The 21997-nt window shown below is 71.2% G+C and carries 15 protein-coding genes; 7 read left to right on the top strand and 8 right to left on the bottom strand.

The window, feature by feature from the left end; all coding sequences use genetic code 11:
- The first annotated feature begins 76 nt into the window (after window positions 1-76).
- Window positions 77-859, top strand: coding sequence for a type I methionyl aminopeptidase (gene map, locus VNR19_RS02835; RefSeq protein WP_325723696.1), 783 nt, complete (start codon window positions 77-79; stop codon window positions 857-859).
- A 9-nt stretch (window positions 860-868) separates the two neighbouring features.
- Here map and treZ read toward each other — a convergent pair whose 3' ends face one another.
- The 4 genes from treZ to trmD form a co-directional block, all read right to left on the bottom strand.
- The gene (gene treZ / locus VNR19_RS02830; RefSeq protein ID WP_325723694.1) at window positions 869-2617 is read right to left on the bottom strand and encodes a malto-oligosyltrehalose trehalohydrolase; all 1749 of its coding nucleotides are present in this window, start codon (window positions 2615-2617) and stop codon (window positions 869-871) included.
- The gene (gene treY, locus VNR19_RS02825; RefSeq protein WP_325723692.1) at window positions 2614-4956 is read right to left on the bottom strand and encodes a malto-oligosyltrehalose synthase; all 2343 of its coding nucleotides are present in this window, start codon (window positions 4954-4956) and stop codon (window positions 2614-2616) included. The genes treZ and treY overlap by 4 nt, the downstream gene beginning before the upstream one ends.
- 47 nt (window positions 4957-5003) lie before the next feature.
- Window positions 5004-7226, bottom strand: a complete 2223-nt coding sequence (gene glgX, locus VNR19_RS02820; RefSeq protein WP_325723690.1) for a glycogen debranching protein GlgX — start codon at window positions 7224-7226, stop codon at window positions 5004-5006.
- A gap of 112 nt (window positions 7227-7338) precedes the next feature.
- Window positions 7339-8028 carry a tRNA (guanosine(37)-N1)-methyltransferase TrmD gene (gene trmD, locus VNR19_RS02815; RefSeq protein ID WP_325723688.1) on the bottom strand — a complete coding sequence of 230 codons (690 nt, stop codon included), beginning with the start codon at window positions 8026-8028 and terminating at the stop codon, window positions 7339-7341.
- A gap of 259 nt (window positions 8029-8287) precedes the next feature.
- Here trmD and nirB point away from each other — a divergent pair, with 259 nt between their 5' ends.
- From nirB to VNR19_RS02785, 6 genes are all read left to right on the top strand, one after another.
- Complete coding sequence (nirB, locus tag VNR19_RS02810) at window positions 8288-10864, top strand: nitrite reductase large subunit NirB (protein ID WP_325723686.1); 2577 nt, start codon at window positions 8288-8290, stop codon at window positions 10862-10864.
- On the top strand, window positions 10861-11256 hold the full coding sequence (gene nirD, locus VNR19_RS02805; RefSeq protein WP_325723684.1) for a nitrite reductase small subunit NirD: 396 nt from the start codon (window positions 10861-10863) through the stop codon (window positions 11254-11256). The genes nirB and nirD overlap by 4 nt, the downstream gene beginning before the upstream one ends.
- Complete coding sequence (gene cobA / locus VNR19_RS02800) at window positions 11253-12488, top strand: uroporphyrinogen-III C-methyltransferase (protein ID WP_325723682.1); 1236 nt, start codon at window positions 11253-11255, stop codon at window positions 12486-12488. The genes nirD and cobA overlap by 4 nt, the downstream gene beginning before the upstream one ends.
- Entirely contained in the window at window positions 12485-13621 is a 1137-nt protein-coding gene (locus VNR19_RS02795) for a uroporphyrinogen-III synthase (protein WP_325723680.1), read from the top strand. Before cobA ends, VNR19_RS02795 begins: the two co-directional genes overlap by 4 nt.
- Entirely contained in the window at window positions 13618-14316 is a 699-nt protein-coding gene (locus VNR19_RS02790) for a sirohydrochlorin chelatase (protein ID WP_325723678.1), read from the top strand. Before VNR19_RS02795 ends, VNR19_RS02790 begins: the two co-directional genes overlap by 4 nt.
- A gap of 183 nt (window positions 14317-14499) precedes the next feature.
- Complete coding sequence (locus tag VNR19_RS02785; protein ID WP_325723675.1) at window positions 14500-15936, top strand: MFS transporter; 1437 nt, start codon at window positions 14500-14502, stop codon at window positions 15934-15936.
- Between the two features lie 81 nt (window positions 15937-16017).
- Here the strand turns inward: VNR19_RS02785 and VNR19_RS02780 are convergent, their stop codons facing one another.
- The 4 genes from VNR19_RS02780 to rpsP all read right to left on the bottom strand — a co-directional run bounded on the left by VNR19_RS02780 (window position 16018) and on the right by rpsP (window position 21599).
- On the bottom strand, window positions 16018-20157 hold the full coding sequence (locus tag VNR19_RS02780; protein ID WP_325723673.1) for a bifunctional nitrate reductase/sulfite reductase flavoprotein subunit alpha: 4140 nt from the start codon (window positions 20155-20157) through the stop codon (window positions 16018-16020).
- Window positions 20158-20259: 102 nt separating this feature from the next.
- Complete coding sequence (rimM, locus tag VNR19_RS02775; RefSeq protein WP_325723748.1) at window positions 20260-20862, bottom strand: ribosome maturation factor RimM; 603 nt, start codon at window positions 20860-20862, stop codon at window positions 20260-20262.
- Window positions 20863-20938: 76 nt separating this feature from the next.
- Complete coding sequence (locus VNR19_RS02770) at window positions 20939-21169, bottom strand: RNA-binding protein (RefSeq protein ID WP_179489851.1); 231 nt, start codon at window positions 21167-21169, stop codon at window positions 20939-20941.
- Between the two features lie 4 nt (window positions 21170-21173).
- The gene (gene rpsP / locus VNR19_RS02765) at window positions 21174-21599 is read right to left on the bottom strand and encodes a 30S ribosomal protein S16 (protein WP_325723670.1); all 426 of its coding nucleotides are present in this window, start codon (window positions 21597-21599) and stop codon (window positions 21174-21176) included.
- Window positions 21600-21997: the final 398 nt, after the last annotated feature.

Genomic DNA, 21997 nt, shown 5'->3' with positions numbered 1-21997 from the left:
CTCCCAGGCGCCGCGGTGCGCCCCGGGCGGACGGACCGCATTCATCGGCGAGAATGGAAGGGACGAGAGGACGAGCATGATCGAGCTGCGCACCCCGGCCGAGATCGAGGCGATGCGACCCGCGGGGCGCTTCGTGGCGGAGGTGCTCGCCACACTCCGCGATGAGACGAAGGTCGGCACGAACCTCCTCGCGATCGACCGCCGCGCGCACGACATGATCCGTCGCGCGGGCGCGGAGTCCTGCTACATCGACTACCACCCCTCGTTCGGCGCACGCCCGTTCGGCAAGGTCATCTGCACATCGGTCAACGACGCGGTGCTGCACGGGCTCCCCCACGACTACGTCCTGCGCGACGGCGACCTCGTCTCGCTCGACTTCGCCGCGTCGATCGACGGCTGGGTGGCCGACTCGGCCGTCTCGTTCATCGTGGGCACGCCGCGCGACGAGGACCTCGCCCTCATCGAGACGACGGAGCGAGCGCTCGACGCGGCGATCGCGGCGGCGACCGTCGGCAACCGCATCGGCGACATCTCCTTCGCGATCGCCGAGATCGCGCACGGCAACGGCTACTCGATCAACACCGACTTCGGCGGTCACGGCGTCGGACGCGTCATGCACGGCGACCCGCACGTGCCGAACGACGGGAAGCCGGGCCGCGGCTTCCCGCTGCGCGCAGGGCTCGTCCTCGCACTCGAGCCGTGGTTCCTCCAGACGACCGACAAGCTCATCACCGACCCCGACGGATGGACCCTCCGCAGCGCCGACGGCTCGCGCGGCGCCCACTCCGAGCACACGATCGCGATCACCGACGACGGACCGATCGTGCTCACCGACCGCTCGTTCCTCGGGGTGCGCTGACCCCTCCCGTCACCGACGGAGCTCGGGCCCCACGACGACCGCGGCATCGGGCGGCACCGCGAGCATCCCCTCCGCGACGTGGACGCGCGCCGACGTCGTGAGCAGCACGCGCGACAGCTTCGGCACGGCGAAGAGCATCTCCCCTCCGGTGAGGTTCACGAGGATCTCGACGGCGCCTCGCCCGAGCCGGAAGGCGCGGTGCGCCGCATCCGTCCCCTCTCCCCCGACGAGTTCGGCACCGAGCGATGCGAAGGACGGGTCGGTGAGCTCGGGGCGTTCGCGGCGCAGCCGCGCGAGCGCACGGTACAGCTCGAGCAGGCGGGCATGATCGCCGGCGGATGCCTCGGACCAGTCGAGCTTCGACCGCCGGAAGGTCTCGGGATCCTGCGGGTCGGGCACGACGGATTCATCCCACCCCATGCGCGCGAACTCCCCGATACGACCCTTCGCGGTGGCCTCGCCGAGCTCGGGCTCGGGGTGCGACGTGAAGAACTGCCACGGGGTCGACGCTCCCCACTCCTCGCCCTGGAAGAGCATCGGAGTGCCTGGCGCCGTCATCGTGAGCACGGCCGCCACCGCGAGCCGATCGGTCGAGAGGGTCTGCGACAGACGGTCTCCCGTCGCCCGGTTGCCGATCTGATCGTGATCCTGCGCGAATGTCACGAGTCGCCACGCGGGCACGTCCTGGGGGATCGGGCTGCCGTGCTCGCGTCCGCGGAACGACGAGTGCGTGCCGTCGTGGAAGAACCCCCGCGTCCACACCTTCGCGAGAGCATCGGGGGCGGCGAAGTCGGCGTAGTATCCGGCTGTCTCGCCGGTGAGCGCGACGTGCACCGCGTGGTGCCAGTCGTCGCTCCACTGTGCGGTCAGTCCGTAGCCACCCGCCTCGCGCGGGAGGATGAGCGTCGGGTCGTTCAGGTCGGATTCGGCGATGAGCGTGAGCGGGCGACCCAGGCGCGCCGACAGTGCGTCGACCCGCTCGGCGAGCTCGCGCAGCAGGTGCTTCTCCGACCCGTCCTTCAGCGCGTGCACGGCGTCCAGGCGCAGCGCATCGACGTGGTAATCGTCGAGCCACATGAGCGCGTTCTCGATGATGTGCGCGCGCACCGCCGGCTGGTCGAGGTCGATCGACGCGCCCCAGGTGTTGCGCTCGGCGTCCCGCACGTAGGGGCCGAACTCCGGAAGGTAGTTGCCGCTCGGGCCGAGGTGGTTGTAGACGACGTCCTGGACAACGGCGAGCCCCGCCGCATGCGCCGCGTCGACGAAGCGCTGATACGCCTCAGGGCCCCCGTACGCCTCGTGCACGGCGTACCACAGCACGCCGTCGTAGCCCCAGTTCCATTCGCCGTTGAACGCGTTGACAGGCAGCAGCTCGACGTGCGTCACCCCGAGCTCCACGAGATGGTCGAGCCGGCCGATCGCGGCGTCGAGCGTCCCCTCGGGTGTGAACGTGCCGATGTGGAGCTCGTACACGATGCCCCCCGCGAGCTGGCGCCCCGTCCAGCTGCCGTCGGTCCACGAGAACACAGAGGGATCGAAATGGGCGGATGCCTCGTGCACGCCCCGCGGTTGGCGGCGCGACCGCGGGTCGGGTCGCAGGGCATCCGCGTCGTCGAGCACGAATCCGTACTCATCGCCCGGAGCGAGCTCGACGTCAGCGGCCCACCATCCGGCATCCGCCTTCTCGAGCTCGACATCGTCCTGGCCGGGTCGCCGCAGCCGGACGCGCTCGGCGCGCGGAGCCCACACCCCGATCATGCGTCGTCCTCCAACACGAGCAGTGCCACGGGATACGTCGCGAGCAGGTGGCGCAGTTCGACCTCGGCTCCCTCGAACCGACGACCCGTGAACGCGTCGACCGTCGGGCCGGCGTGCCGCAGGAGCACAGCGTCACCCCAACCGCCGCGCCGGTCGAGGCCGACGGGCAGACGCGTCGCGACGGAGAGGGCACCGCCCCGATCGAACGCCACCGCATGGCCGGCGGCATCCCCCACGACGGTCATGGGCGTGTAGCGGGTGAACAGCTCGCGGCGCTCCCGCCGCAGCCGCAGCGCGCGCGAGGTCACGAGCAGCTTCGCGGCCCCCGTCTCGTCGATCGGAGGCCGCCAACCCGCATCGATGCGCGCGAGCAGCTCGCGCCGCACGGCGAAGTCCACAGGACGACGGTTGTCGGGGTCGACGAGGCTCGTCTCCCACAGCTCCGATCCCTGATACACGTCGGGCACTCCGGGCCCCGCGATCTGCAGCGTCTTCGCGGAAAGCGAGTTCGACCATCCGAAGGGCGCGATCTCGCCGACGAAGTCGTCCACGATCGGACGAGCGTCTCCGAAGGCGGCATCGACGAGCCGGTGCATCCGCCTCTCGAACTCGGGCTCCGGATCGAGCCACCCGGTCGCTTCCGCGGCTTCGCGCGCGGCCTTCTCCGCATATGCGTGCAGCCGCTCGGGCGAGGCCGGCCACGTCCCGATGATCGCCTGCCACAGCAGGCTGTCGAACGGGCCGTGGCCCGTCGTGGCGACGTCGCGCAGGCGCCCCAGCACGTCGGCCCAGTGCTCCGGAATCTCGGCGAGCACCGACAGCCGCGCGCGCACATCCTCTCCCCGCTTCGTGTCGTGCGTCGACAGCGCCGTCATCGAGCCCGGCCACGCCGCTTGGCGCCGCGCGAACGCGCGGTGGAACCCGTCCGCCGACAGCGAGAAGACGCTCGGGTCACCGCCCACCTCCGTGAGCGTGCCGAGGCGCGTCGCGCGATAGAACGCCGTGTCTTCCACGCCCTTCGCCATGACGGGCCCGGTGGTCTGCTGGAAGCGTCGCGCCACCTCGTGCGACGGGTCGGACAGGACGGGAACGAGGGACGCGATGGTCGCGGCGAGGTCGGGGCGACGGGCGGATGCGTCGGCCGCCGCCTGCTCGAGCCATTCCTTCCCCGCAGGGAGGTACGAGCGATACGTCGGGAAGCACGCGAGCAGCTCGGCGAGCGCATCCGCTGCCTCCCGGTTCCTCGCGAGCTCGGTCGGCAGGCACCGCACGAGCCGACGGATCTCGGCGACCTGGATCGTGTCGGCGATCATGCGCTTCGTGTCGTGGATCAGGTCGGGCCACTCCTGCGCGGGCGCGAGCCCCGTCTCGGCGCGCAGTCGTGCGTCGAGCGCGTCGAGCGCGTCTTCGCCGGCCGGGTCGATGAGCACGCGGTCGATCTCGGCCATCGCGTCGTACCCGGTCGTGCCGTCGGCATGCCACCACGCGGGGAGGGTTTCGGGGTGCTCGGTCGCCGCGTGCTCGAGGATCTTCTCGACGAGCACGTACGCGCCGTCCGTCTCGGCGGCGAGGCGCTCGAGGTACGCGCCCGGGTCGACGAGGCCATCCGGATGGTCGATGCGCAGCCCGTCGACGAGCCCGTCGCGCACCCATCGCAGAACCTCGACATGCGCGGCGTCGAACACCCACGGCAGCTCGACGCGGAGCCCGGCGAGCGTCGACACCGCGAAGAAGCGCCGATAGTTGAGGTCGGTCGCCTCGCGCCGCCAGTCCATGAGCTGCCAGTGCTGCCGGTCGAGGACCGTCGCGGCATCCGCCCCGTCATCGGCGGAGCCGGGCGCGAGAGGCAGCGCGTGGTCGAAGTAGCGCACGACGCCGGCATCCGCGTCGACGACGATGTCGGCGATCGCCTCCTCGAGCTCCGCACCCAGGATCGGCACGCGCACTCTTCCGCCGCCCTCGTCCCAATCGATGTCGAACGCCTCGGCCCAGCGGGATGCGCGGCCGTGCTCGAGCACGTCCCACCACCACGCGTTCTGCTCCGGGCGCGAGATGCCCATGTGGTTCGGCACGATGTCGACGAGGATCCCGATACCCGCGTGCCGCGCGGCGATCGCGAACCGCTCGAGCGCCGCCGCTCCTCCGCGCTCGGGATCGACTTCGGTCGGGTCGACGACGTCGTAGCCGTGGTCCGAGCCCGACGTCGCGCGAAGCAGCGGCGACACGTATGCCCAGTCGACGCCGAGGTCGCGCAGGTAGTCGGTCACGTCGGCCGCGGCGTCGAGGTCGAACGACGCGCGCACCTGCATCCGGTACGTCGAAGCCGGTGGGATGCGCATCCGCTCTCCTTCCGCGCCGTTCGCCCTCGACCGGGCAGCGTGCCGGGTCAGCGCGTGTCGCGCTGCGCCTCGATGCGCGGCGCCTTCGCCGGCATGTCCTCGGCCCGGCTCTCGCCGAGCGCCGCGAGCGACGCCGCGACCGAGTGGTCGGGTTCGACTTCCTCCTCGGTGTGCTCCTGCAGCACGAGCATCGACCGCGACTCGAGTGGCACGACCTCGCCGGGGTCGAGTGTCGTGACGCCCGCCTGGCGACCGGCGGTGTCGACGATGACGTCCCACTGCGGACTCGCCTCGGCGGCCGGGATGCGGAAGTCGACCGGCTCGTCGCCCGCGTTGAAGAGCACCATGAAGTGCACGTCCTCGATGGGCTGTCCGCGCCGATCCCGCTCGCGGATGCCGCCCCCGTTGAGGAAGACGCCCACCGCACGGCCGAACCCGGAGTCCCAGTCCTCCGGCTGCATCTGCGTGCCGTCGGGTCGCAGCCACGCGATGTCGGGCATCGGTGCGCCCTCCTCGCGCTTGACGGGGCGGCCGTCGAAGAACCGGCTGCGCCGGAACGTCGGATGCTCCCGCCGCAGCTTCGACACCGCCGACACGAACTCGACGAGCGGCTGGTCGACGGCGTCCCAGTGCACCCACGTCAGCTCGTTGTCCTGGGCGTAGCCGTTGTTGTTGCCCTGCTGCGTGCGGCCGAGCTCGTCGCCGTGCAGCAGCATCGGCACCCCCTGGCTGAGCAGCAGCGTCGCGAGGAAGTTGCGCTGCTGCCGCGCCCGCAGTTCGAGCACGGCGGGGTCGTCGGTGGGTCCTTCCACACCGCAGTTCCACGAGCGGTTGTCGTCCGCGCCGTCCTTGTTGTCTTCGCCGTTGGCCTGGTTGTGCTTCTCGTTGTACGACACGAGGTCGCGCAGCGTGAACCCGTCGTGGGCGGTGACGAAGTTGACGGATGCCACGGGCCGCCGCCCCGAGTGCTCGTAGAGGTCAGCGGACCCCGTGAGCCGTGACGCGAACTCGCCGAGGGTCGCGGGCTCGCCGCGCCAGAAGTCGCGCACGGTGTCGCGGTACTTGCCGTTCCATTCCGTCCACTGCGGAGGGAAGTTCCCCACCTGGTACCCACCCGGGCCCACGTCCCACGGTTCGGCGATGAGCTTCACCTGAGACACCACGGGGTCCTGCTGCACGAGCTCGAAGAACGTCGCGAGCTTGTCGACGTCGTAGAACTCGCGCGCGAGCGTCGCGGCGAGGTCGAAGCGGAAGCCGTCGACGTGCATCTCGAGCACCCAGTACCGCAGCGAGTCCATGATGAGCTGCAGCGAGTGCGGACTCGAGACGTTGAGGCTGTTCCCCGTGCCCGTGTAGTCGGTGTAGTACCGCTTGTCGTCCTCTTCGAGTCGGTAGTACGCGGCATTGTCGATGCCGCGCATGCTGAGGGTCGGACCCAGATGGTTGCCCTCGGCGGTGTGGTTGTAGACGACGTCGAGGATCACTTCGATTCCGGCCGCGTGCAGCGCCCGCACCATCGCCTTGAACTCCTGCACCTGCCGGCCGGGTTCACCGGGCGACGCGTACGTGTTCTGCGGCGCGAAGAACGAGATCGTGTTGTAGCCCCAGTAGTTCGAGAGGCCCTTCTGCTCGAGCGTGTCGTCGTTGACGAACTGGTGCACGGGCATGAGCTCGACCGCGGTCACCCCGAGCTTGCGCAGGTGCTCGATCACGGCAGGGTGCGCGAGGCCGCTGTACGTGCCGCGCAGCTCTTCGGGAACCGCCGGATGCAGCATCGTGAGTCCCTTCACGTGCGCCTCGTAGATGAGCGACTCGGCATAGGGGGTCTTCGGCTGGCGGTCGCCCGCCCAGTCGAAGAACGGGTTCACGACGACGGCCTTCATCATGCTCGCCGCGGAGTCCTCGTCGTTGCGGGAATCGGGGTCGCCGAAGTCGTAGCCGAACACGGACTGGTTCCACCGCACCTGACCCTCGACCGCCTTCGCGTACGGGTCGAGGAGCAGCTTGTTCGGGTTGAACCGCTTGCCCTCGGCCGGGTTGTACTCGCCGTGCACGCGGTACCCGTACCGCTGCCCGGGTCGCACGTTCGGCAGGTACGCGTGCCACACGAACGCGTCGACGTCGACGAGCGGCACGCGGGTCTCGGCCCCCGTCTCGTCGAACAGGCAGAGCTCGACCTTCTCGGCGGCCTCGCTGAACAGCGCGAAGTTCGTTCCGCTCCCGTCGAAGGTCGCCCCGAGCGGGTAGGCCGATCCGGGCCAGGTCTCCATACGACTCCTCCCCTGGCGGTCGCTCACACCCTAGTCGAGCGCATTCCGCCTGCCGAGAGCCGTTGACAAGGCACCTCCTGCGCGACAAGGGGGCGGATGCCGCGCCCGGGGATCACTCGTCGAGGAGGTCGGGCCGGCGCTCGCGCGTGCGTGCGACCTGCTGTTCGCGCCGCCACGCGGCGATCGCGCCGTGGTTGCCGCTGAGGAGGATCTCGGGAACCTCGTAGCCTCGCCACGATGCGGGCTTCGTGTACGACGGGTACTCGAGGAGGCCCTCCTCGTGCGACTCCTCGAGGAGGCTCTCGGGGTTGCCCACGACCCCGGGGATGAGCCGCCCCACCGCTTCGATCATCGCCATCGCCGCGACCTCGCCGCCGTTGAGAACGTAATCGCCGAGGCTCACGAGTCGCACGCGCCCGAGCGTCGCGGCATACTCGAACACGCGCTCGTCGATGCCCTCATACCGTCCGCATCCGATCACGAGGTGCGGCTCGTGTGCGAACTCACGCGCCGTGGCCTGCGTGAAGACCTCGCCCGCGGGAGACGGGAACACGAACACCGGCGGTGCCTCGGAGTCCGCGACGATCGCGTCGAGCGCCTCGCCCCACGGCTCCGGCTTCATGACCATGCCGGCGCCACCGCCGTAGGGGGTGTCATCGACCGTCCGGTGGCGGTCGTGCGTCCACTCGCGCAGGTCGTGCACACACACGTCGAGGAGCCCGCGGTCGCGAGCCTTGCCCAGCAGCGAGACCTCCAGCACGTCGAAGAACGACGGGAAGATCGTTACGACGTCTATACGCACGGATCGAGCCTAGTCAGCGTGCGGCGGGCGTCCGATCTCACAACCGCGGAGGCGCGGGCGTGAGCGAAACGTTGCCTCGGGGTAACGGCCCCGGCACCCGTCGCGAAACGCGCTCGTCCTAACGTCGTGGCCACGGCAGACAGCGGATCGCACGGTCCGACCGGCCGCGGGAGGAGGCACGATGTCCGGCTCTTACGACGTCACGAACTCGAAACATGGGACACACGGCGCCGAAAACGGGCGCGCCTATCGTGAGGCCATGCACCGGACGGGAGAGCCGCGACGCGTCGTGGTCGTAGGCGGCGGCATGGTCGCGCACCGCTTCGTCGAGAGCCTCACATCGCGCGTCGAGGGCGACACGGTCATCACCGTCCTCGGCGAGGAGCCGCGCGCGCCGTACGACCGCGTCGCTCTCACGTCGTTCTTCGACGGCGCGACGGCCGAAGAGCTGACGCTCGAGCAGCGCGTCTTCGAGCACGAGGGTGTACGCCTCCACACGGGGGTGCGCGCCACGCGGATCCATCGCCGCGAGCGCGTGGTCGCGACCGATGACGGGGCGCGGCACCCGTACGACGCCCTCGTGCTGGCGACCGGCTCGTACGCGGCGCGGCTCGCGGTCGACGGTTTCGAGCTGCCCGGGTGCTTCGTCTATCGAACGCTCGACGACGTCGCCGCGCTCCGCGCGTTCGTCGAGGACCGCGCGCGGCGGCTCGGGCGTCCGCCGAAGGGGATGGTCATCGGCGGCGGGCTGCTCGGCCTCGAGGCGGCCGGCGCCCTGCAGGGGCTCGACGTGACCCCGACCGTGGTCCAGGCGGCCGATCGGCTCATGTCGGCGCAGCTCGACCTCCCCGCGGGCGACGCGTTGCGACGACTGATCGAGTCACGCGGCATCCGTGTGCTCACCTCGTCGATCACGACGCGACTCGACCCCGGTCCCTCCGGCGACGTCGCGGGGCTGGAGTTCAGCGACGGCGGCTACGAGCACGCCGACGTCGTGGTCTTCACGGTCGGCGTGCGGCCGCGTGACGAGCTCGCACGCGAGGCGGGCCTCGATGTCGACCCGCGCGGCGGCGTCGTGATCGACGCGGGCTGCCGCACATCCGACCCGGCGATCTTCGCGATCGGCGAGGTCGCTTCGTTCGAGGGACGGTGCGTCGGCCTCGTCGCACCCGGCTATGCGATGGCCGAGGTCGTCGCGACGCGACTGCTCGGCGGCGATGCGACGTTCCCGGGGTACGACCTGTCGACGAAGCTCAAGCTCTCCGGCGTGGACGTCGCGAGCTTCGGCGACGCGTTCGCGACGACGCCGGGGGCGCTCGACGTGGTCTACGCCGACCCCGTGGCGGGCGTCTACAAGAAGCTCGTGCTGTCGGACGATGCCAAGACGCTCCTGGGCGGCGTGCTCGTCGGCGACGCGTCGGCGTACGCGGCGCTGCGGCCGCTCGTGGGCGGAGCGCTCGGCACAGACCCGGCCGCGTACCTGCTGCCAGAGGGCGGCGCGCCCGCTCCGGCGGGCGAGCTGCCCGACGACGCGACGGTGTGCTCCTGCAACAGCGTGTCGGCGGGAACGATCCGTCACGCCGTGCACGAGGAGGGCTGCACCGACGTCGCGGGCGTCAAAGCGTGCACGCGCGCCGGCGCCGCCTGCGGATCGTGCGTCCCGCTCGTCAAGCGCATCGTCGTCGGCGAGCTCGAGAAGAGCGGCGCCACGGTCAGCAACGCGATGTGCGAGCACTTCGCGCTCTCGCGCGCCCAGTTGTTCGACGCCGTCCGCGTGGCGGGTCTCTCGACGTTCAGCGCGATCGTCGAGCGGTTCGGCACGGGACGAGGATGCGACATCTGCAAGCCCGCGATCGCGAGCATCCTCTCCACCCTCGTGCACGAGCATGTGCTCGACGGAGAGAACGCGACCCTGCAGGACACCAACGACCACGTCATGGCCAACCTGCAGAAGGACGGCTCGTACTCGGTGGTTCCGCGCATCCCCGGTGGAGAGATCACCCCCGAGGGGCTCGTCGCGATCGGCGAGGTCGCACGGGACTTCGGCCTGTACACGAAGATCACCGGCGGGCAGCGCATCGACCTGTTCGGCGCGCGCCTCGAGCAGCTGCCCGACATCTGGCGCCGCCTCGTCGACGCGGGCTTCGAGTCAGGGCATGCGTACGGCAAGGCGCTGCGCACCGTGAAGTCGTGCGTCGGCTCGACGTGGTGCCGCTACGGCGTGCAGGACTCGGTCGGCATGGCGGTCACCCTCGAGCTGCGGTATCGCGGTCTGCGCGCACCCCACAAGCTCAAGCTCGGGGTGTCGGGGTGCGCACGTGAGTGCGCCGAGGCCCGCGGAAAGGACGTCGGCGTCATCGCGACGGAGGCCGGCTGGAACCTCTACGTCGGCGGCAACGGAGGCTTCACGCCGCGCCACGCCGCGCTCCTCGCCGAGGGTCTCGATGACGACGCGCTGCTCACGGCGATCGACCGGTTCCTCATGTACTACATCCGCACCGCCGACCGTCTGCAGCGCACCGCACCGTGGCTCGAGGAGCTGGAGGGCGGTCTCGACGCGCTGCGCGCTGTCATCTTCGACGACAGCCTCGGCATCTGCGCCGACCTCGACGCCGCGATGGCCGCCCACATCGAGTCGTACGAGGACGAGTGGAGGGCGACGCTCGAGGATCCCGAGAAGCTTCGGCGCTTCGCGTCGTTCGTCAACGCTCCGCGCACTCCCGACCCGTCGCTCGCCTACACCCTCGAGCGCGGCCAGCCGCGCCCGGCCACCCCCGATGAGCGCGCGGACGGCCGCGTGCTCATCGCCGGAACGACCCTGGAGGTGCGGGCATGACGATCCTCGAGACCGCGCAGAAGCGTCCCCCGCGCACGTGGGAGTGGGTGCGCGTGTGCGCCGTCGCCGACCTCGAGCCCGAGCGCGGACGCGCGGCGCTCATCGACGGCGTTCAGCTCGCGCTCTTCCTCCTGCACGGTCCAGACGGACGCGGCCCGATCCACGCCGTCTCGAACCTCGACCCGTACAGCGGAGCGCACGTGATCTCGCGCGGCATCGTCGGGACGAAGGCGGATGCCCCCACCGTCGCCTCCCCCATGTACAAGCAGGTGTTCGACCTGCGCACAGGCGCGTGCCTCGACACGCAGGGGAAGGACGAGCGCTCGCTCACGACGTGGCCGGTCGCCGTGCGCGACGGCGACGTGTTCGTGCGATGGGCGGCGCGCTCATGACGACGCTCATCGGGATCTCACTGGCCGGACGCGAGATGCTCATGGTGGGCGGCGGCTCCGTGACCGCGCGCCGCCTGCCGCGGTTCCTCGACGAGGGTGCGCGCGTGCGCATCGTCGCCCCCGAGCTAGACCCCGCCGTCGAGACCTTGGTGCGGGAGCGCGACGTGGAGTGGATCGCTCGGGCGGTCGAGGCATCCGATCTCGACGACGTGTGGTTCGTGCACACCGCCACGGGCGACGCGCGCACGGACGAGTGGGTCGCCCGCGCGTGCGAGGAGCGCCGCACACTGTGCGTCAACGCGTCGGACGGCGCGCACGGCACCGCGCGGCTCGCGGCGGAGGCGCGCTCGGGCGATGTGCTCGTCGGCGTCGTGTCGGACTCCGGCGTCGACCCGTCGCGCGCCGCCCGCCTGCGCGATGCTGTCGCGGAGCTGCTGCGCGAGGGGCGCCTGCCCGTGCGGCGTCGCCGCGCGACGGCGTCCGGGCACGTCGCGCTCGTGGGTGGGGGGCCCGGCCCCGAGGACCTCATGACCGTGCGGGGTCGACGACTGCTCGCCGAGGCGGACGTCGTCGTGGCGGACCGGCTCGGGCCGGCATCCGTCCTCTCCGACCTCGATCCCGACGTCGAGGTGATCGACGTCGGGAAGCGGCCCGGACACCACCCTGTGCCGCAGGACCGCATCAATGAGCTGCTCGTCGAGCACGCGCGCGCGGGGCGCCGCGTCGTGCGCCTCAAGGGCGGCGACCCGTTCGTGCTCGGGCGCGGCGGCGAGGAGGTTGCGGCGTGCCTTGCGGCAGGGGTCGCCGTCGAGGTCGTACCGGGCATCTCGAGCGCCCTCGCGGTGCCGCAAGCGGCGGGCATCCCCGTGACGCACCGAGGAACGGCGGGCTCCGTGCACGTCGTGAACGGGCAGGCCGCCGTCTCGCCCGCGACGCTCGCGGCGCTCGCCGACCCGGATGCCACGACCGTCGTGCTCATGGGCGTCGCCGCGCTTCCCCGTCTCATACACGCCGCCCTCGACGCGGGTGTGCCGGAGAATCGACCCGTCGCGATCGTCGAGAGCGGCCACACTCCTCGGCAGCGGACGACTCGCACGACCCTCGGACACGCGGTGGACGACGCGCGTGCGGTCGGCGTCTCCAACCCCGCGGTGATCGTCGTGGGCGACGTCGCACGCCCCGACCTGCTGCTGCGAACACCGGCCGCGACCCGTGGAAGCGCGGGCCCGTGAGCGAACCCGCGCGTCCCCTGCTGTCGGCGGCGCTCGCCGGGTGCGTCATCGTGATCGCCGTCGATCGCCGGTCGAGCGAGCTCGCGGCGGCGCTCGAGCGCCACGGCGCACAGGTGCAGCACGCGCCGGCCCTCACGATCGTCCCGCACATCGACGACGAGGCGCTCGTCGCACGGACGCGCGAGCTCATCGAGAGCCCGCCCGACATCGTCGTCGCGACCACGGGGGTCGGCTTCCGCGGATGGATGGAGGCCGCCGACGAGGCGGGGCTGAGCGACCCGCTGCACGAAGCCCTCGCCGACGCGCGGTTCGTCGCGCGCGGCCCCAAGGCCCGCGGCGCGATCCAGCAGGCCGGCTTCATCGCCGACTGGGTCGCCGAGACCGAGACGGCCGCCGAGCTGGGCGAGTTCCTCGTCGCCGAGGGAGTGTCGGGGCAGCGCATCGCGGTGCAGCACCACGGATCGGGCGCCGACGGACTCGACGCGCTCTTCGCCGACCACGGCGCGGACGTCGTGAGCCTCACGGTGTACCGGTGGGGCGCACCGCCGGATGCCGCGGCCGTCACCCGGTCGGTGCTCGCCGCCGCGTCCGGCGAGGTCGACGCGGTGCTGTTCACCTCCGCGCCGGGCGCGGCGGAATGGCTGGCGGCGGCGGAGCGCGAGGGCGTCGTCTCGGACATCGCTCGTCGAGCGCGCGCCGGCCGCCTGCTCGTGGCCGCGGTGGGCCCCGTCACCGCGGGGCCGCTGCGCGCTGCCGGCATCGACGTGCTCGTGGCCGACCGCGGACGACTCGGCGCGCTCGTGCGCGGCGTGGTGACGTACTACGCGTCCGGTCGGGCCGCAGCGCTCGACACCGCTGCCGGGCGCCTGGAGCTGCGCAGCAGCGGCGCCGTGCTCGACGGCCGGTTCCGGCCACTGTCGCGCACGAGCGTCGAGGTGCTGGGCGCCCTCTTCGACGCCCGCGGCGGGGTCGTCTCCCAGGGGGCGCTGCTCAACGTCCTGCCACGTTCCGCAGACAGCGCACACGCCGTCGAGATGGCGATCGCACGGCTGCGTGAAGCGATCTGCGCACCGGAGCTCATCCGCACGGTGGTCAAACGCGGCTACCGCCTCGACGTCCAGGAGGACGAATGATCCGCCCCGTCCTCATCGCGTGCTCCCACGGAACGAGCTCACTCGACGGCAGGGACGCGATCCGTTCGCTCGTCGACGAGGTGCGCGTGCTGCTCCCGAGCGTCGACGTGCGCGAGGCGTTCGTCGACGTGCAGGAGCCCTCGGTGGACGACGTCGTGGCGGCCCTTCCGCCACGACGTCCGGCGGTCATCGTGCCGCTCCTGCTCTCGACCGGGTTCCACACGGGCGTCGACATCGCCCGCGCGGCACGCCGGCGCGACGGAGTCGTGGCGGCTCCGCCGTTGGGACCGCACGACCTGCTCGCGCTCGTGCTCGAATCCCGGCTGGGCGAACTCGGCCTCCGCGACGATGACGCGATCGTGCTCGCCGCGGCCGGCTCGAGCGACCCGCGCGCCGCCGACGACGTGAGCGCGGTCGCGGAGCGGCTCTCCCGCTGCCTCTCGCGTCTCGTGACCGTGGGCTTCGCGGCAGGGTGCGAGCCGCGCATCGACGCCGCCGTCGGCGCCGCCCGCTCGGCGGGCGCGACTCGGGTCGTGGCAGCGAGCTACGTCCTCGCGCCGGGGTACTTCGCCGACGTCATCCGCAGATCGGGGGCGGATGCGGCGACCAGCCCCCTCGGTCCGGATCCGCGCATCGCGGCGATCGTCGCCGAACGGTATCGCGCGGCCGCCGCCACCCTGGCCGGCGCGGCCTGACACCTGCGGGCCGACGCCCGGCGCGGCATCCGTGCGTCCGTGCTCGTGTAACGCGCAGATCACGCGCCTCTCACGACGGCGCTCACGCGACCGTGACGGAGAAGTGACCCGGAGGAAACGCCCCGCGCGGGGCGATGAAACACCCGATCCCTAACGTCGGAGCACACGACCGGAGGAGGCCCCATGACCATCACCCCCGCAACGTCCTCGCCCCCGCAGCCCGACCTCGAGCTCGCCGATTCCGGCGCGCCCGCCCGCACGGCATCCGCCGTACATCTCACACGGCGCCCCGGCCGCTGGATCGACGGCTGGGACGCCGAGAACCCGACCTTCTGGGCCGCCGAGGGACGCTCGATCGCGCGGCGCAACCTCGGGTGGTCGATCTTCGCCGAGTTCCTCGGCTTCATCGTGTGGCAGCTGTGGAGCATCGTCGTCGTGATGCTGCCCGCGGCCGGCTTCTCGTTCTCGAGCTCCGAGGCCTTCTGGCTGATCTCGCTGCCGAGCCTCGTCGGTGCGACGCTGCGGTTCCCGTACACGTTCATGGTCGCGAAGTTCGGCGGCCGAAACTGGACGATCATCTCGGCCGCCCTCCTGCTCGTGCCGACGACGCTCCTCGGCATCGTCGTGACGAACCCCTCGACGCCCTTCGGCGTGATGCTCCTCGTCGCGGCGCTCGCGGGTGTCGGCGGCGGCAACTTCGCGAGCTCGATGGCGAACATCACGTACTTCTTCCCGCAGCGCGAGAAGGGCTGGGCCCTCGGGCTCAACGCCGCCGGCGGCAACATCGGGACCTCGATCGCTCAGCTCCTCGTGCCGATCGCCGTGACCTTCGGCGCCGCGGCGACGCTGAACCTCGCCCTCGCCGGCTGGATGTGGATCCCGCTCATCCTCCTCGCCGCATGGGGCGCGTGGCGCTACATGGACAACCTCTCGTCGGCGAAGGCGGACTTCGCGGCATCCGCGGCAGCGCTTCGCGAACCGCACCTGTGGCTGCTCTCTGTGCTCTACATCGGCACGTTCGGCTCGTTCATCGGATTCGCGAGCGTGTTCCCGAAGCTCATCGCCGACCAGTTCCCCGAGTTCTCGACGTTCCAGGTGGGTCAGGCGTCGCTGTCGCTCGCGTTCATCGGCGCCCTCGTCGGATCGCTCGCGCGCCCCTACGGCGGCCGGCTCTCCGACCGCTTCGGCGGCGCCCGCGTGACCGTCGCCGCGTTCGCGGTCATGGCACTCGGCGCGCTCGCGCTCATCGGACTGCTTCCGCTGGGGAGCTTCTGGCTGTTCCTCGCGTGCTTCGTCGTGATCTTCGCGGCGACGGGCATCGGAAACGGGTCGACGTACCGCATGATCCCGATGGTCTTCGCGGCGCGCGGCAGAGTTAAGGCGGATGCGGCGCCCGCCGTCGCCTCGCAGCGGCAGGCCGCGGCGGCGCTCGGCCTCATCTCGGCGATCGGCGCCTACGGCGGATTCCTCGTGCCTCAGCTGCTCAACGCGTCGCAGTCCGCGACCGGCGGATACACCGCGGCGTTCTGGGCGTTCGCGGCCGCGTACGCGGTGCTGCTCGCCATCACGCTCTTCGTGTACGCGATCCCGCGGAAGGCGCTCGCGCGCGAGCGGATCTGAGCGCACATGGAGGGGCGGGGTCGGTGCGCCGGTCCCGCCCTTCTCGTGTGCGCGGCCGTCCCGTTCAGGCGGCCGACCAGCTCAGTACACGTCCCGCAGGTAGCGTTTCTCCACGACGAGACGCTTCTTGAACTCCTCGGCGTCGTCCTCGCTCAACCCACCGTGCACGCGAGCGAGACGGACGAGGGTCGCATCGACGTCGCGCGCCATGCGGGAGGCATCGCCGCACACGTAGAGGAACGCGCCTTCCTGCAGCCAGTGCCATAGGCGGGCGCCGTGCTCCAGCATCCGGTCCTGCACATAGATCTTCTGTCGCTGGTCGCGCGAGAACGCGAGGTCGAGGCGCGTGAGGAAGCCGTCGGCGTGCATCGCCTCGAGCTCGTCGCGGTAGAGGTAGTCGGTCGCGGCGTGCTGATCGCCGAAGAAGAGCCAGTTCGGGCCCGTGTGCCCGCTCGCGCGACGGTCGTGCAGGAACGCGCGGAACGGTGCGATGCCCGTGCCCGGCCCGACCATGATCACGCGCGCCGTCGGGTCGGAGGGCGGCCTGAAGTGAGGTGACCGCTGCAGGTAGACCGGCACGGGCGCATGTGCCGCACGATCCGCGAGCAGCGTCGAGCACACTCCCCCGCGCGGTTCGCCCGCCTCGGTGCGGAAGCGCACGACCGAGACCGTGAGCTCGACGCGGTCGGGTGAGACGAGCGGGCTCGACGAGATCGAGTACTGCCGCGGCTGCAAGCGCGACAGCACGTCGATCCATTCCTCCGGCTCGGCGCGTACCGGGAACTCGCGCAGCAGGTCGACTGCCTGCTTCGACCACAGGAACCGCTCGAGGTCGGCGCTGCTGTTCCGCACGAGCCGCGCGAGTGTCGCATCCCCGTTGCGCTCGACGACGAACCGCAGCAGTGCGGGCGTGATGCGCGTGATGTCGAGGCGCGTGCGCAGCACATCGCCGAACCGCCGCCGCTCGCCGTCGACCGACACGGTCGTCGCCGCGCCGAGCCCCGTCGTCGCGAGCCACGCGTCCACCGTGCGCGGGTCGTTGTCGCACACCACCCCGATCGAGTCGCCCGCCGAGTACGCGACGTCCGCCGCGGAGAGGTCGAACGCGATGCGCCGCACCTCCTTCGCCGACCCCGCGCCGCTCAGCAGCTCGTTGTGGATGACGGGTGCCACGAGCGGACGGGCTCGCGTGAACGGCTCGCGTGTCGACGGGCTGGTCGACGCGGGCGGGTCGGATGCCGAGACCACCGCAGGCGTCGTCGCTGCGGGTGTCGCCGAAGCCGGCTGTTGTCGCTCCTCGCCCGAGAGGGCCGCGATCACGGCGTCGAGCCACCGCTTCGCCGGGGCCGGATCATGCGCCTCGCAGTCCACACGGGGCACGATCGGCGTCGCCCCCAGCTCTCCGAGGCGCGCGTCGACGCTGCGCCCGTGGCCGCAGAAGTCGGCGTATCCGGTGTCGCCGAACGCGAGCACGGAGTACCGGAGGCCGTCGAGCGACGGGGCACCCTCGGCGCGGAGTTCGTCCCACAAGCCCGAGGCGTTGTCGGGCGGCCCGCCGTCGCCGAATGTGGAGGTGACGACGAGGAGCCTGTCGACGCGCGTGAGCTCGCGCACGCCGATCGCATCCATGCCCACGGGCCGCACGGGCACGCCCCGCTCGGCGAGGGCGGTCGCGGTCCGCCGTGCGAACTCCTCGGTCGTGCCGGTCTGCGAGCCCCACACGAGCAGCACGGCGTCGCGGTGCGGTACATCGCCGAAAGTGGTGGTCAGCTCCGCAGGCTCCAGCCCGCCGGCGACCGCTCGCGCGAGGAGCCCGTCGAACCACGATCGCACGGCCGCCGACACCGGTGCCGTCGCGGGCAGAGTCGGCGCGACCCCGCTTCGCGCGCCCGAATCGGCGACGCCCGCGAGGAACCCGGCGAGGTAGGCCTCCTCGTGGGGAGCCAGTGCGGGGTGCTGCTCGTCGCCGCCCGCGAGGGTCGCGGCATCCGGGTCCTCGGTCGTCGCCGGCCCTGCCACCCGTCGCATCGTGACAGCCGCGTACTTGAACTCGGGCTGCCGCGACGCCTCGTCGACGGCGTCGTTCGTGAGCGCGTTGACCGTGAGGTACTCGCCGTGCTCGTCGTTCCAGTGGAACGGTGCGAAGCACGAACCGGGCTGAACCCGATCCGTCACGACGGCGGGCAGCACGACGCGCCCGCGGCGCGAGGCGACCTCTACCTGGTCGCCGTCCTCGAGGCCCAGCGCGTTCGCGTCGCGCGGGTTCACCTCGACGAACGGACCCGGATCGAGTCGCACGAGCGCCGGCACGCGCCCCGTCTTGGTCATCGTGTGCCATTGGTGCTGGAGCCGGCCGGTGTTGAGCACGAACGGATAGTCGTCGTCCGGCAGCTCGGCAGGATCGAGGTGCGGTCGTGCCAGGAATCGGGCGCGCCGCGACGGCGTGGGGAACGCGAGGCGCGGCATCCGGCCCGTCTCGTCCGTATGCAGGGTCTGGCTCACACCGTCGTTGACGTACCGAATCGGATGCCGCGCCTCCGCGTCGCCCGGCGGCGCGGGCCACTGCACCGGCCCCTCGCGGAGCCGCTCGTACGTGACACCGCGCAGATCCCACCCGGTCGCCGGGTTCCAGAAGCGGCGGAGCTCGTCGAACACCTCCTCGGACGATTCGTACGCGAAGGCCTCGCCGAACCCGAGCGCCTCGGCCATGAGGCAGATGAGGCGCCAGTCCGGCAGCGCCTCGCCCGGAGCCTCGACCGTGCGCGGCACGAGCGTGAGCGTGCGATCGGAGTTCACGGTCACGCCGTCAGACTCCACCCACAGCGCCGCCGGCAGCAGGATGTCGGCGTACGCCGTCGTCGCCGTCTCGGTGAACACGTCCTGGGCGATGACGAGCTCGGCCGCCTCGAGACCCTCGATCACGGTGCGACGGTTCGCGACCGAGGCGACGGGGTTCGTGCAGATGATCCACGCGGCCTTGATCTCGCCGTCGGCCATCGCACGGTACATGTCGATCGTGCCGGTGCCCGCCTCGGCCCGGATCGTGCCCGGCGCGAGTCCCCATACACGCTCGGCGAACGCGCGGTCGTCCGCGTCGAACACCGACCGCTGACCCGGAAGGCCCGGACCCATATAGCCCATCTCGCGACCGCCCATCGCGTTGGGCTGCCCCGTGAGCGACAGCGGCCCGCTTCCGGGGCGGCCGATCGCACCCGTGGCGAGGTGCAGGTTGCAGATGGCGTTCGTGTTCCACGTGCCGTGCGTGGACTGATTGAGGCCCATCGTCCACAGCGTCATCCACTCGCCGGCTTCGCCGATCCAGCGCGCAGCGGTGCGGATGTCGTCCTCGCGCAGCCCCGTGATGCGCGAGACCGTCGTGGGGTCGTAGTCCTGGAGGAAGGCGGGCATCGCCTGCCAGCCATCGGTGTGCTCGCGGATGAACTCCTCGTCGATGCCGCCGTCGGCGACGAGCAGGTGCAGCAGGCCGTTGAGAAGCGCGAGATCGGTTCCAGGCCGGATCTGCAGGAAGAGGTCGGCGCGGTCGGCGGTCGCCGTGCGACGCGGGTCGACCACGATGAGCCGCGCACCTTCGCGCAGGCGATCGGCCATCCGCAGGAACAGGACCGGGTGGCAGTCGGCCGTGTTCGATCCGATCACGAAGAAGAGGTCGGCGCGATCGATGTCCTCGTACGAGCCCGGGGGCCCGTCGGCGCCGAGAGACTGCTTGTAACCCGTCCCCGCCGACGCCATGCACAAGCGCGAATTCGACTCGAGGTGGATCCCCCGCAGGAACCCTTTCACGAGCTTGTTCGAGAGGTACTGCGCCTCGGTCGACATCTGACCCGAGACGTACACCGCGACGGCATCCGGCCCGTGCTCGTCGATGATCGCGCGCAGACGCCGCGCCGCCTCGCGAACGGCCTCGTCGATCGAGACCGGAACCGCCGGTGTACCGCGTTCGGGCCGCACGTATGCCGTCGTCATTCGCCCGGGCGCGCGCATGAGCTCGGCGTGCGTGGCGCCCTTCGTGCACAGACGGCCGTGGTTGGCGGGGTGCTCACGGTCGCCCGCGACGCGGGAGATCGTCGGATGCCCGGCCCCGCCCGTCTCGGTCGTCACGACGATGCCGCAGCCCACGCCGCAGTACGAGCAGACGGTGCGGGTCGTCGTCCCCGTGGCGCCGTCGTGCTCGCGAGCGATGGTGTCGGCGGGCGTGGTCATACGGATCGATGATCCGATGCCGACGTTCCGCGGCGTTTCCCGGCGTGTTTCGCGGGGATCACATCTCGCGCATCATGCGGACACGCGGGTTGTGAGGCGCGCTCAGTCGTCGGCGGCGTCGCCCTCGGGCGCGGCGTCGGATGCGGCACCCGCCACGCCATCGTTGGTCTCGCCCTGCTCGGCGGGCAGATCCTCGAAGAGGCCCGCAGGCGGCGTCACGACGACACGACCACCCGCGATGTCGACCTCGGGCACGATCGCCTTCACGAACGGCACGAGCACCTCGGAGCCACCCGAGGCGGGTTTGACGATCAGCAGGTCCTGCGCGGGCAGATGGTCGACGCGGATGACGCGTCCGACCGTCTCACCGTCGCGCACGACATCGAGACCGACGAGCTGGTGGTCGTACCACGCGTCGTCTTCCGCGGGCGCGGCGCTCTCGTCCTGGTCGATCCACAGGATCGCTCGCACGACGCTCTCGGCCGCGGTGCGGTCGTCGATGCCCTCGAAGAACGCGACGGGGTGGTTGTTCATCCACCGGAACTCGCGCACTGTGAGCGTCTTTCCGTGCCACGGCGACGACTCGGGAACCTGCAGCGTGAACGTCGCGCCCGGGACGAAGCGACCCTCGGGGTCGTCGGTGTAGAGCTCGAGCTTGAGCGCGCCCTTGAGACCGTGCGCCTTCACGAGGCGCCCCACGCGCAGTTGCGTGCGGCCCTTCTTCTTGCCGGCCCGGGGCGGGCGCGAGCCCTTCGAGCCTTTGGCGTCTGCGCCGGCCACGTCAGTCGTCAGCAACGTCGACGCGCACCCGGCGGCCGTCGGCGAGAGCCGAGATGAGGGTGCGCAGGGCCTTGGCTGTGCGGCCGCCGCGCCCGATCACGCGTCCACGATCGTCGGGGTGCACGTGCACCTCGAGCACGTCGCCACGGGGCGACGTCGACGAGGTGATGCGCACGTCGTCCGGGTGATCGACGATCCCCTTGACGACGTGTTCGAGCGCGGCGGCGAGCAACGGATTACTCGGCGTCGGTCGCGTCGGCGGCAGGCGCCTCGGCCTCGGCCGCGTCGGCGGCGGGCGCCTCGGCCTTCTTCTCGGCCTTGGGCTTGATGACCGACTTCTTCGACGCGTCGGGCTGGTACTCGGCCTTGGGCTCGGCGGTCTTCACCGTCGAGACGGCGTCCTTGTCGCCCTTGAACTTGCCCCAGTCGCCCGTGAGCTTGAGGAGCGCGCGCACCTGGTCGGTCGGCTGCGCGCCGACGGACAGCCAGTACTGGGCGCGGTCGGAGTCGACCTCGATGAGCGAGGGCTCCTCGGTGGGGTGGTACTTGCCGATCTCCTCGATCACACGACCATCGCGCTTGGTGCGCGAGTCGGCGACGACGATGCGGTAGTAGGGCGCGCGGATCTTGCCCAGGCGCTTGAGACGAATCTTGACAGCCACGATTCTCCTGAAAGATAACGGAAGCGAAGCGAACCGGTCGCCTGGAGCGTGGGGTGCACACCCGGCGGAAGCTCAGAGGGAGACGGACACTGGATAGAGGGTCGAGCGTCGCGTCCAGCCCTCTATTCTGCCAGACCGCAGGGGCTCCCGCGAACACCCCGCCCACCAGACCGCAGGAGCTCCCGCGAACACCCCGCCCACCAGACCGCAAGGGCTCCCGCGAACACCCCGCCCACCAGACCGCAAGGGCTCCCGCGGGTCAAGTCCTGGGACGTGGTGTATCGGTGATCGTGTGATCCTTCGTGTCGTGGTCAGGCTGTGAGGGCCCGGAGGTCGGGTTCGATCACCTCCTCGGTGTTGGGTTCGCCGACGCGGCGTGCGGCGGCGAGGGCGTCGAG

Source organism: Microbacterium sp. (assembly GCF_035556355.1).
GTDB lineage: Bacteria > Actinomycetota > Actinomycetes > Actinomycetales > Microbacteriaceae > Microbacterium.
The sequence above is the reverse complement of the archived record's forward strand: the minus strand, read 5'-3'. Positions and strand labels throughout refer to the sequence as shown.

Bases quoted from the DNA above. Each gene is read 5' to 3' on its own strand.
- VNR19_RS02790 (WP_325723678.1), top strand. From the start codon at position 13,618: ATGATCCGCCCCGTCCTCATCGCGTGCTCCCACGGAACGAGCTCACTC.
- treY (WP_325723692.1), bottom strand. From the start codon at position 4,956: ATGCGCATCCCACCGGCTTCGACGTACCGGATGCAGGTGCGCGCGTCG.
- nirD (WP_325723684.1), top strand. From the start codon at position 10,861: ATGACGATCCTCGAGACCGCGCAGAAGCGTCCCCCGCGCACGTGGGAG.
- nirB (WP_325723686.1), top strand. From the start codon at position 8,288: ATGCACCGGACGGGAGAGCCGCGACGCGTCGTGGTCGTAGGCGGCGGC.
- VNR19_RS02780 (WP_325723673.1), bottom strand. From the start codon at position 20,157: ATGACCACGCCCGCCGACACCATCGCTCGCGAGCACGACGGCGCCACG.
- VNR19_RS02785 (WP_325723675.1), top strand. From the start codon at position 14,500: ATGACCATCACCCCCGCAACGTCCTCGCCCCCGCAGCCCGACCTCGAG.
- map (WP_325723696.1), top strand. From the start codon at position 77: ATGATCGAGCTGCGCACCCCGGCCGAGATCGAGGCGATGCGACCCGCG.
- treZ (WP_325723694.1), bottom strand. From the start codon at position 2,617: ATGATCGGGGTGTGGGCTCCGCGCGCCGAGCGCGTCCGGCTGCGGCGA.
- cobA (WP_325723682.1), top strand. From the start codon at position 11,253: ATGACGACGCTCATCGGGATCTCACTGGCCGGACGCGAGATGCTCATG.
- glgX (WP_325723690.1), bottom strand. From the start codon at position 7,226: ATGGAGACCTGGCCCGGATCGGCCTACCCGCTCGGGGCGACCTTCGAC.